The 11,276-nt window shown below is 73.0% G+C and carries 8 protein-coding genes and 1 pseudogene; 1 reads left to right on the top strand and 8 read right to left on the bottom strand.

The window, feature by feature from the left end:
* Positions 1-255 precede the first annotated feature (255 nt).
* A complete protein-coding gene (locus ACY5KJ_RS10050; RefSeq protein WP_462188195.1) occupies positions 256-708 on the top strand; it encodes a nitroreductase/quinone reductase family protein in 453 nt (150 codons plus the stop codon).
* Positions 709-763: 55 nt separating this feature from the next.
* On the opposite strand, the gene murG is transcribed toward ACY5KJ_RS10050, so the two are convergent.
* The 8 genes and pseudogenes from murG to ACY5KJ_RS10010 all read right to left on the bottom strand — a co-directional run.
* On the bottom strand, positions 764-1,894 hold the full coding sequence (murG, locus tag ACY5KJ_RS10045; protein WP_462203246.1) for an undecaprenyldiphospho-muramoylpentapeptide beta-N-acetylglucosaminyltransferase: 1,131 nt from the start codon (positions 1,892-1,894) through the stop codon (positions 764-766).
* Between the two features lie 3 nt (positions 1,895-1,897).
* Positions 1,898-3,445 (bottom strand): putative lipid II flippase FtsW, encoded by a 1,548-nt coding sequence (gene ftsW / locus ACY5KJ_RS10040; protein ID WP_462203245.1) that lies wholly within the window; start codon positions 3,443-3,445, stop codon positions 1,898-1,900.
* A gap of 2 nt (positions 3,446-3,447) precedes the next feature.
* Entirely contained in the window at positions 3,448-4,845 is a 1,398-nt protein-coding gene (gene murD, locus ACY5KJ_RS10035) for a UDP-N-acetylmuramoyl-L-alanine--D-glutamate ligase (RefSeq protein WP_462188192.1), read from the bottom strand.
* Positions 4,846-4,849: 4 nt separating this feature from the next.
* Positions 4,850-5,917: a phospho-N-acetylmuramoyl-pentapeptide-transferase gene (mraY, locus tag ACY5KJ_RS10030; protein ID WP_462188191.1), complete on the bottom strand. Its 1,068-nt coding sequence runs from the start codon at positions 5,915-5,917 to the stop codon at positions 4,850-4,852.
* 49 nt (positions 5,918-5,966) lie between these two features.
* Complete coding sequence (locus ACY5KJ_RS10025; protein WP_462203244.1) at positions 5,967-7,370, bottom strand: UDP-N-acetylmuramoyl-tripeptide--D-alanyl-D-alanine ligase; 1,404 nt, start codon at positions 7,368-7,370, stop codon at positions 5,967-5,969.
* A complete protein-coding gene (locus ACY5KJ_RS10020; RefSeq protein ID WP_462203243.1) occupies positions 7,367-9,013 on the bottom strand; it encodes a UDP-N-acetylmuramoyl-L-alanyl-D-glutamate--2,6-diaminopimelate ligase in 1,647 nt (548 codons plus the stop codon). The genes ACY5KJ_RS10025 and ACY5KJ_RS10020 overlap by 4 nt, the downstream gene beginning before the upstream one ends.
* Before the next feature lie 73 nt (positions 9,014-9,086).
* Positions 9,087-11,009 (bottom strand): peptidoglycan D,D-transpeptidase FtsI family protein, encoded by a 1,923-nt coding sequence (locus ACY5KJ_RS10015; RefSeq protein WP_462188188.1) that lies wholly within the window; start codon positions 11,007-11,009, stop codon positions 9,087-9,089.
* Positions 11,010-11,095: 86 nt separating this feature from the next.
* Positions 11,096-11,276 (bottom strand): annotated as a pseudogene (locus tag ACY5KJ_RS10010) (hypothetical protein); the annotation flags it as partial.

Here is an 11,276-nt window from a genome sequence, read left to right as displayed (position 1 = left end):
ACGGCCGTCCAAACGGCGGTGGGGTACTGTCGAAAATAAGAAAAGCTTTAATTTTCTCATACAAAGAAGTGCCATCCGATGCCTGTGAGACGGCGTCTCCTCCCCGGCGTGAAAGCGGCGCCGCGCCGCGGGCCCGGTAACGCCGGCGCGACGTCCCGGGCGGTGATCCTGCCGGCTGTTGCCCGGCGTCGATGGTTGACTGCCGCAACACGCCCCCGCCGGCATGGCCGGCGGCGACAGGTGAGGATCGAGACGATGGCCGACACGCAGGACCCGCGCAGACCTGGCTTCGACGTCAGGGCGGTCAACCAGACCGTGATCGCCGAGTACCGGGCGACTGGCGGCGCGTTGGAGAAGACGCTGCCCGGTTCCAGGCTGGTGCTCGTGACGACGACCGGACGGCGCAGCCGGAAGGAGCACACCGCCCCGCTGGGGTACGTCGTGGACGGCGGTCCCGGCCGCATCGTCGTCTTCGCGTCCAACATGGCCGCCCCGCGGCATCCGGACTGGTACCAGAACCTGACGGCCGAGCCGAAAGTCGTGGTGGAGCTCGGCACCGACCGATTCGAGGCCGAGGCGTCGACCGCCACCGGGGACGAGCGGCAGCGGCTCTACGAGGCACTGGTCGAGACGATGCCGGGAATCCGCGGCCACCAGGAGCAGGTGGAACGGGAGATCCCGGTGGTCGTGCTGGTCACGCTGCGGTGACCGGCCAGCGTTGGGCGCCCCCTTGGCTGCCCAGCGGTCAGCGACGGCGGAGCGGTCAGGGAGCCGCGTGCCGCGGGCGGGATCGCCGCCGGGTGGCGGCGGCGTCCCGGATCATGGCGACGATCGCGGCGGCGGCCTGGGGATGGCCGCTGCCGGCGCAGGCGGCCGACATCTTCGCCAGCCGTTCGGCGGAGATGAGCACCGGCAGCGCGTTCTCGAGCAGCCAGGACGCACTGAGCTCGGCGTCGTCGACGAGGAGACCACCGCCGGCCTCCACCGTCGGCAGCGCGTTGCGGCGCTGCTCACCGTTGCCGTGCGGCAAGGGGACGTAGACCGCCGGGAGCCCCACCGCGGCGAGTTCCGCGCACGTCATCGCGCCCGACCGGCACAGGGTCATGTCGGCCGCGGCATAGGCCGAGGGGATGTGGTCGAGGTACGGCCGCAGCTCGTACGGCGTGGGCAGGTCGAGGGGCAGCGCCGCGGCGACCTCGTCGAAGTTCTTCGGCCCGGTCGCGTGCAGCACCTGGATCCCGGCGGCGGCAAGGGGATGCGCCGCCGCCGTCATCACCTGGTTGAGCGAGCGGGCGCCCTGCGAGCCGCCGAAGACGAGCAGGGTCGGCCGGTGTGGGTCGAGCCCGTAGCGCGCCCGGGCGGCCCGCATCGCGGCCGGGGAACGGTCGAGGGTGAGGATCTCCCCCCGCAGCGGGATCCCGGTGAGCGTCGCGTCGCGCAGGGGCGTGCTCGGGTAGGATGTGGCGACGAACGGGGTGAGCCGGGCGCCGAGCCGGTTGGCCAGCCCCGGCAGCGGGTTCGCCTCGTGCACCACGATCGGGATGCCGCGGCGCCGGGCGGCGAGGTACGCGGGCGCGGACACGTATCCACCGAACCCCACGACCACGTCCGCCCGAACCCGGTCGAGGGTCTCCCCTGCCTGACGGATCGCGTCGAAGAACCGGGCGGGCAGCTTGAACACGGCCGGGGTGGGGCGGCGCGGCATCGGGACCTTCGGCACCGTCGCCAGCTCATGGCCCCGGGCGGGCACCAAGCGCGCCTCCAGACCGGTCGTGGTGCCGAGCAGGGTCAGCCGCACCCGGGAGTCGGTCGCCCGCAGCGCGTCCGCGACGGCGAGTGCGGGTTCCACGTGGCCGGCTGTCCCGCCGCCGGCGAGCACTACGCTTCGCAACATCGGTCAAGACGATGACACATCACGCCGTCTCCCGGGCAGCCCGGTCCCGGTCACCCGAGCCCGCACGCGGGATGATATGCGCCCCGACGAACGCCCCGACCCGGACTCCGGCATCGGACCCACCGGACCCGACCGCGCGCCGTCGACCGGTACGAGGCCGAGGTCCGGTCGGCGGCCCCGGCGGCCCCGGCGGCCCCGCCAGCGATGGCGGCGCCGGCCGGCCGCGGCGAGGCGCGCGGCGTGGCGTTCCTCGGCCCGTCGGGACAAGAACTCGGCCGCGGCCGGCTCGGACCGGGCGAAGGAGAGCAGCATGCCGAGGGCCGCGAGGGTCGGCAGCAACGCGGAGCCACCGAACGACACCAGCGGAAGGGTGACGCCGGTGATCGGCAGCAGACCCACGACGGCACCCATGTTGACCATCACCTGGACGAGGATCCAGGCGGTGACCCCTGCGGCGGCGAGCCGGACGAACAGCTCGTCACAACGGTGCGCGATCCGCAGTCCCGCGTATCCCAGCACGCCGAACAGACCCACCACCACCAAGCTGCCGACCAGCCCGAGTTCCTCGCCGATGATCGCGAGGATGAAGTCGGTGTGCACCGCAGGCAGTAACTGCGGCCACTTCTCCCGGGAGGCGCCGAGGCCCTCCCCCCACCAGCCGCCGGTCGACAGGGCATAGATGCCCTGCACAGCCTGGAAACCGTCGCCGTGCGCGTCGGCGAACGGATCGGTGAACGACAGCAGGCGCCGGATGCGGTAGGGCTCGACCACGGCGAGGACCGCCGCCGCGGCGGCCATCGATCCCAGGATCCCGGTGTAGAGGCGCATCGGGGTACCGATCACCCACAGCACGGTCAACGGCACGACGGTCACGCAGATCGCCCCGCCGAGATCCGGTTCGAGCAGCAGCAGCAGGTCGATGAACAGGAACACCGGGACCAGCGGAACGAGCAGGTGTTTGGGGTCGGACAGCAGCCGCCGTTTGCGGACCAGCAGATCCGAGCACCACAGCACAAGGGCGATCTTCGCCAACTCGCTGGGCTGGATCGTAATCGGCCCGACGACGATCCACTGACGGGCGCCACCGCGCACGCTGCCGATACCCGGGATGAGCACCACCATCAGCATCAGCACGGTCCCGAGCAACAACGGGTAGGCAAAGGCGCGGAAGACCCGCACGGGCAGCCGGGAGGCAACGGCGACCACCGGCAGACCGATCGCGACCCAGATCGCCTGCCGGATGAACAGCGTGTAGGAGGAGCCGGAGTCGGCGTAGGAGCGCACGCTCGACGCCGACAGGACCATGACCAGGCCGAGCACCAGTAGCAGACCGGCCGAGGACAGCAGCAGGTAGTAGGACGCCAACGGCCGGTCGAGCAGCGGCAGCCGTGCTTCGGCCCCGTCCGCCGCGCCGGTTCCCCCACCGGCGGAGTCGGGCTCGGCCGCGGAGCCGGTTCGCACGGCTTTGGGCCCTCGCGCCGCCCGCGCCGCCCGCGCGGGCCGCGCCGACGTCCCGGTGGACGGCGGCGACGACGCTCCCGACCCCGCCACGGTTACCCCTCTCGTGCGCGGACCGCCGCCGCGAACAGATCTCCGCGCGCCGCGTAGTCCCGGAACATGTCCATCGAGGCCGCGGCCGGTGCCAGGAGCACCGTGTCACCGGTGGTCGCGAACGCCGCCGCAGCCTTCACCGCATCGTCCATGCCGTCAGCCCGTTCCACGGGGACATCGGGGGCGTGTCGGGCGAGAGCGGCGGCGATCTCATCAGCGCAGCGCCCGATGAGGACCGCGGCGCGCAGCACCCGGCGCGCGTCGCGGACGAGATCGTCGAAGGCGAGGCCCTTGTTGAGGCCGCCCGCGATCCATACCACCGAGGGGTAGCCGGCCAACGACGCGGCAGCGGCGTGTGGGTTCGTCGCCTTGCTGTCATCCACCCAGCGGACCCCGTCGATGACGGCCACCTCGGCGTTGCGGTGGGCGCCGGGCCGGAAGGCGACAATCGCCGTGCCGATCGCGGCCGGGCCAACGCCCTCGGCGCGGGCGAGCGCGGCGGCGGCCAGCGCATTGGAGATCATGTGCGGGCTGGTCAGCGCGAGGTCGCGGACGGCGACCAGCCGCCCGCCGCCGAAGGCGTCGTCGACGAGATGGCCGTCGACGACGGTCAGGCCGGGCCGCGGCCGGGCCGCCGGGTCGAGACCGAACAGGACCCGCCGCCCCGGAGCGGCGGCGAGCAGGTCCGCGCTGGTGGCGTCGTCGGCATTGCCGATCGCGGTCGTCCCGGGACGACGCCAGATCCTCGCCTTCGCCGCCGCATAGGCCGCCGCGCCCCCGTGCCAGTCGAGATGGTCGGGGGCGACGTTGAGCACGGCCGCGGCGAGGGGGGCCATGGTGTGGGTGTAATGGAGCTGGAAGCTGGACAGTTCCACCGCGAGGGTCTCGTAGGGCGGCTCGGCGGCGACCGCGTCCACGATCGGGGTCCCGATGTTCCCGGCGGTGGTGGATCGCCGGCCACCGGCGGCGAGCATCGCGCCGAGCATCTCGGTGGTTGTCGTCTTGCCGTTCGTTCCCGTGACGGCGAGCCACCGGCTCCCACCCCGCCACCGCCAGGCGAGCTCCACCTCCCCCCAGACCGGGATCCCGGCGCCGGCCGCCCCGATGATCAGCGGGGCCGTCGGCGGGACGCCGGGCGAGGTGACGACCAGCGTGCTGTCCCCGGGATCGGCCGGCAGGCCGCCGAGGTCCACCTCGGCCCCGAGCGCCCGCAGCGTCGCGGCCGCACCCTGGTGACGTGGGGAGTCGTCGGCGTCGACGACCCGGACCCGCGCGCCGCGGGCAAGCAGTGCCCGAGCCGCGGCGAGCCCGGAGACCCCGATCCCGACGACCAGCACGGGCAGACCCGCCCAGGAGGTCGGGGTCGCGAGGTCGCCCGGGCCCTGGCCGTCGCCCGTCATGGCGTCAGCCACCTCCGTGGGAGAGGAACTCCGCGTAGAACAGGCCCAGGCCGAAGGCCACCGCGAGTCCCGAGACGATCCAGAATCGGATGATCACCGTCGTCTCGGGCCATTCGGCAAGCTCGAAATGGTGATGGATCGGCGCCATGTTGAACACGCGTTTCCTCGTCGCCTTGAAGAACGCGACCTGGATCATCACGGACAGGGTCTCGATGACGAACAGGCCGCCGAGGACGACGAGAAGCAACTCGGTCCGGCTGACGATCGCGATGCTGGCGAAGGCGCCGCCCAGCGCGAGCGACCCGGTGTCCCCCATGAAGATCTTCGCCGGGCTGGCGTTCCACCACAGGAACCCGAAACAGGCCCCCATCGCCGCCGCCGCGACCAGCGCGACGTCGAGGGGATCACGCACGAGGTAACAGCCCGCCTCGGCCGCGTGCGGCTCGCACAGGTTGCCGAACTGCCAGAAGGAGATGATGACGTACGCGCCGAACACCATCGCCGAGGTGCCGGCCGCGAGGCCGTCGAGGCCGTCGGTGAGGTTCACCGCGTTAGAGGTCGCGGCGATGATGATCCAGGCCAGCAGGGGAAAGGCGATGATGCCGACGGAGAAGCTCGTGTCCCGCACGATCGAGATGTACGTCGAGCCGGGGAGCAGCCCGGCGTCGTTCTTGAACCGGACGGCTAGCAGGCCGAAGACGATCGCGACCGCGGCCTGCCCGGTGAACTTCATCCGGGCGGTGAGCCCGAGGCTGCGCTGCTTACGAATCTTGATGTAGTCGTCCAGGAAGCCGACCAGGCCGAGTCCGGTCATCACCATCAGCACAAGCAGACCCGACGCGGTGAACCCGATACCGGTCACCAGGTGGGCCAGGAAGTACCCGGCCAGGGTAGCGACGATGATGACGGTGCCCCCCATCGTGGGGGTGCCCCGCTTGGTCAGATGGCTGGACGGCCCGTCCTCGCGGATCTCCTGGCCGTATCCCTGCCGGCGGAAGAGCCGGATCACCCAGGGTGTGCCCAGCAACGACACGACCAACGCGACCATGGCCGCGATAAGAACGCCTCTCACGCGTGCGTCACCCGCGCGGGTCCGCGTGTGTGGAGCCAGCCGTCCGCCGTCATGTCCCCTCGATCCCGGCGCCGAGGACGCCGAATCTGGTCACCAACGCCTCGGCGACGCGTTCCAGACCGAAGGACCGGCTGGCCTTGACCAGTACCACGTCGTCCGGTCCGGCCTGCGCGGCCACCAGGGCCACCGCCTCGTCGGCGTCGGTCACCTCCACCGACTCCCCATCCCAGGAGCCTTCCAGCGAGGCGCCCAGGTGGATGCGGCGGGCCGCCGGACCCACCGCGATCAGTCGATCGACCCCGAGGCGGACCGCGAACCGGCCGAGCACGTCGTGCTCGGCGGCGGCGGCGTCACCGAGTTCCCCCATCGGACCGAGCACCGCGAACGCCCGGCCCTTCCCCCGCATGCCCACCAACGCCTTCAGCGCCGCCCGCATCGACTCCGGGTTCGCGTTGTAGGCGTCGTTGACGACCACCACCCCGGCCGCAGTGGTGGTCACCTCCATCCGCCACCGGCTGCGCGGGCGGGCGGCGGACAGCGCCGCGGCGACCCGATCCGGGGACAGCCCCAACCGGATCGCGACGGCCGCCGCGGCCAACGCGTTCGGCACCTGGTGCGCGCCGGCGAGCCCGAGGGCCACCCGGTGGTGCTCGCCGTACGCCAGCAAGTCGAACGAGGCGCGGCCCAGCCGGTCGACATCGACGGCACCGGCCCGCACGTCGGCCCGTCCGCCCTCCCCGAAAGTGATCACTTCGGCCGTCGTCCGAGCCGCCATCGCCGCGACCAGCGGGTCGTCGGCGTTGAGCACGACGGCCTCGCTCGCGGCCTCGGCAAGCTCGCCCTTGGCCGCGGCGATCCCCAGCCGGCCGTCGGCGTACTCGCCCAGGTGGGCACTGCCGACGTTGAGGACCACCCCCACCGCCGGGCGGGCCACCGCGCAGAGGGTGACGATGTGCCCCGGGCCGCGGGCACCCATCTCCAAGACGACGAACGCCGTGTCCGGCTCGGTGCGCAGCAGCGTCAGCGGCAGTCCGATCTCGTTGTTGAACGAGCCGGGCGCGGCCACCGTCGGGGCGAGCCCGGCCAGCACGTCGGCGAGCAAGTCCTTGGTCGTCGTCTTGCCCGCCGACCCGGTCACGGCGACCACGGTGGCGGCGGCCAGGTCACGGACGTGCGCGGCGAGCGCGGCGAGCGCCGAAGGCGGATCGGGGACGATGACGGCCGGCGCGCCCACCGGCCGGGCGGCGAGCACAGCGGGCGCGCCGGCGGCGACGGCGGCGGCGGCGAAGTCGTGCCCGTCGACCCGGCTGCCGGCCAGGGCGACGAACAAGGCGCCGTCGCGGACCTCGCGGGAGTCGACGACGACCGAACGCACCGTGACGCCCGGGTCGGGCACCGCGTCGAGCCGGCCGCCGGTCGCCGATGCGACCTCGGCCAGGGTCAGCGGGATCATCTCCTCTCCACCGAGGAGAGCGCGGCGCGCAGGGCGACCCGATCGTCGAAGGGGGTCACCACCCCCGCCTGTTCCTGGCCCGGCTCATGACCCTTGCCGGCGACAACGACGGCGTCCTGAGGCCCGGCCTCGGCCACGGCGGCCGCGATGGCCGCGGCGCGGTCCGGTTCGACCAGGACCGTAGCCGTAGCCGAGTCCGTAGCCGAGTCCGTAGCCGACAGCGCCGTGACCCCGGCGAGCATCTGGGCGAGGATCTCCGCCGGATCCTCCGAGCGCGGATTGTCGTTCGTGAAGATCGCGATGTCGGCGAGTGTCGCCGCGGCAGCCCCCATCAACGGGCGCTTGCCGCGGTCGCGGTCGCCACCGCAGCCGAGCACGACGATGACCCTGCCCTTCACCAGCGGGCGAACCGTCTCTAGCAGCGTTGTGACCGCGCCCGGGGTGTGCGCGAAGTCGACCAGGGCCAGGAACGGCTGGCCGGCGTCGACCCGCTCCATCCGGCCGGGCACCCCGGGCAGGGAGCCGATCCCCGCCGCCGCCGTGGCCGGGGGGACCCCGACGGCGACGAGCAGCGCCAGCGCGCCGAGCGCGTTGGCGACGTTGAAGGCACCGGGCAGCGGCACCGACAGAGCCACCCGCAGCCCGTCCGGGCCCTCGGCGCGCAGCAGCGTGCCGGTCGGCCCGTAGGAGACGTCCCGGGCCGTCCAGTCGGCCGGCCCCTCGACGGCGAACGTGATCGCGCCGGGATGCCGTTCGGCGAGCCGGCGGCCCCACCGGTCCGCCACGCCAATCACCGCGACGGCGGTCCGGGCCGGGTCGAACAGGGACGCCTTCGCCACGAAGTAGTCCTCCATGGAGGAGTGGAAGTCCAGATGGTCCTGGCTGAGGTTGGTGAACACCGCCCCGGCGAAGTGCAGGGCGTCGGCCCGGTGCAGGGCCAGCGCGTGGCTGGACACCTCCATCGTGGCGGCCCCCACGCCACGCTCGACCATCGTGGCGAGCAGGGCCTGCAGGTCGCTCGCCTCCGGGGTGGTGCGGGCGGAGGCCAGCCGTTCGTCGGCGATCCGGGTCTCGATCGTGCCGATCAGGCCCGTGGTGTGGCCGGCGGCGCGCAGCCCGGCGTCGAGCAGGAAGGCCGTGGTCGTCTTCCCGTTGGTGCCGGTGACGCCGAGCAGGCGCAGCGCCGCGGAGGGATCACCGTAGATCCTCGCCGCCACCGGGGCGAGGTCGCGCCGTGGATCGTCGCTAACAAGCACCGGGACTCCCCCGGGGGGGCCGGCCGGCACGACCGCGATCCGGCGGGCGCCCTCGGCGTCGGTGAGCACGGCGACGGCGCCGCCGGCCACCGCGGCGGCCGCGAAGGCCGCACCGTGCGCGTGGGCACCGGGCAGTGCCGCGTGGAGGTCGCCCGGCCGGACCGCACGCGAGTCGTGGGTGACGCCGTGCACGATCACGTCCGTGTCCGTGTCCGCACGCATGCCCGACGGCGAATGTCCCGCATCCGCGAACGCCGCCGGCTCCGGGACGGGCGCCGCGGCCGCGAGCACCGCGCGCAGATCGGCGAGGCTACACGCGGGCGGGGCAGCCGGTCGAGGTGCCGGAGAGGTCACGGTCACGACCTTAGTGGGGGCGGGCACGGCCATCCCCACGGGCGCCCGAGCACGGCGGTGGTCCAGCCGGCCTTCCCCGCCCGCCACGTCCCGGCGCGGATCGCGATCATCTGTCCAGGTCGAGCAGGAGCGGTGCGGGCCTGGTGATCGGCTGTGGCACGCCGAGGGTGGTCAACGCGAAGGACATGACACGTTGGAACACGGGCGCGGCGACCTGACCGCCGAAGTAACCCTTCTTCGGGTTGTCCAGGACGATCTCCACCACCACCCGCGGATCATCCGCCGGGGCGAACCCGATGAACGAGGGAACGTAGCCCTGGTAACCGCCGTGCACCGGGTCGGGCCGTTTGGCGGTGCCCGTCTTGCCGGCCACCCGGTAACCGGGAACCTCGGCGAGCGGCGCCGTGCCCTCGTTCGTCGCCACCGCCTCGAGTATCCGGGTGAGCGTGGCCGCGGTCTGCGCGCTGACGACGCGCTGACCAGGCGGATGGGGAATCACCTTGACGACGCCGTCCGGACCGGTGATGGCGTCGACGAGCCGCGGGGTCACGCGAACACCGCCGTTCGCGATGGTCGCGTACACCGAGGCCATCTGGAGCGCCGTCGCCGACATGCCCTGCCCGTAGGAAATGGTGGCGGCCTGGCTGCCCGACCAGTCCCGGGCGGCCGGCAGCAGGCCGGTGCCCTCGCCGGGGAAGTTCAGACCCGTACCGGCACCGAGCCCGAACGAGCGCAGCGTCTGCTCCAGCCCGATCCGCCCGACCCGCTCGGAGATCTCCACGGTGCCGATGTTGCTGGAGCGGGCCAGGACGCCAGCGGCGGTGAGATGTTCGACGCCGTGTGGCTCGGAGTCCTCGATACGTACCCCGCCCCGGGTGATGGACGGCGGGATGGTCATCGGGGTCTCGGAAGTGATCAGACCGCGGTCCAGCGCCGCGGCCATCGTGATCACTTTGTTGACGCTGCCGGGCTCGTAGGCGTCCCGCGTGGACCGATTGCCCAGCGCCGGGGTGTCCCGGGCGGTGATGTTGTTCGGGTCGAACTGCGGCGAGTCGGCCATCGCGAGGATGTCCCCAGTGCGGGGCTCCATCACGACGACCATGCCGCCGTCGGCCTCGGAGGTATGGACCGCGTCGGCGATCGCGTTCTGAGCGTTCCACTGGATGTCCCGCTCGAGGGTCAGGCGCAGCGAGGAACCCGGGATCGGGTCCTTCTCGCGGCTCTGGCCCGAGGGGATCTCGATGCCCGCCGGGTTCGCCTCCAGCCAGCGAAGGCCGTCGGTACCGCGCAGCACCTTGTCATACGCCAGCTCCAGCCCGCCGCCGCCCTCGAGGATGTCACCATCGCCGTGCCGCATGAACCCGATGACGTTCGCGGCCAGTTCGCGGGACGGGTAGGTGCGTCCGCGTTCCTCGGTGATGCCGATACCGCGCAGCCCCAGGGCGCTGACCTTCTCCGCCACGTCCGGAGTGAGCCCGCGGGCAAGGTAGACGAACTTGATGTGGTCGGCCGGGTCGGTGGTGAGCCGTCTGCGCAACGCCTCGGTGCTGTCGTCGAGGACCGGCGCAAGCTTCGCGGCCGTCCCCGCGATGTCCCTGACGTTCGTCGGGTTCGCGTAGACGGCCCGCAGCTCGACGTGCTGCGCGAGCGTGTGGCCCGCCCGGTCGGTGATGGCGCCGCGCGCCGCGGGCAGCACGATGGTCCGCAGCCGCTGGGCCTCGGCCTGGGCCGCGTAGGTGGAGGCGGAGAAACCCTGCAGCTGGGTCAGGCGCAGCCCGAGGACGCCGAGGACCGCGCACATGAGCACGATGGACACCCGCAGCCGCCGGCGCGGGCTGCCCAGCCGGTAGGCGCGACGGACCCGGGGGTGCCGCGGCCGGCTGACCCGACCGGGACGCCGGGGCGCCGAGCCCGGCCGGCCCGCATACCGGCCGTCCGCATACCGGCCGTCGTGGTCCTCGTCGCCGTACTCGTCCGCACCGGGCCCGTCGCCGGCCCCCCGACCCGGATCGTCGACATCCCGCCGCAACCGACCACCATACACGGAGGGTGGCGGTAGAGGAACAAGGCGTAGCCGTCCGCGACCGCGCCGGGGGGAGCCCGGGGGCGTCGAGCTCACTGCCCGGCTCCGGCCTTTCCCGCCGCCCCGATCGCGGCACCACCGGCCGCCGGACCACTGGGCGCGGCACCGTCCGTCCCGGTGGCGGGAAGGCGGGCGTGGGCGGTTCCGCCGGCACCGGTGGTGCCACCCGCCGTCGCGCCGGCCGCTGGCTGACCGTTCTTCCCGGGACCGCCG

This window comes from Frankia sp. CcWB3 (genome assembly GCF_977927595.1).
Note: the sequence above shows the minus strand (reverse complement) of the source record. Positions and strands in the feature narration are given on the sequence as shown.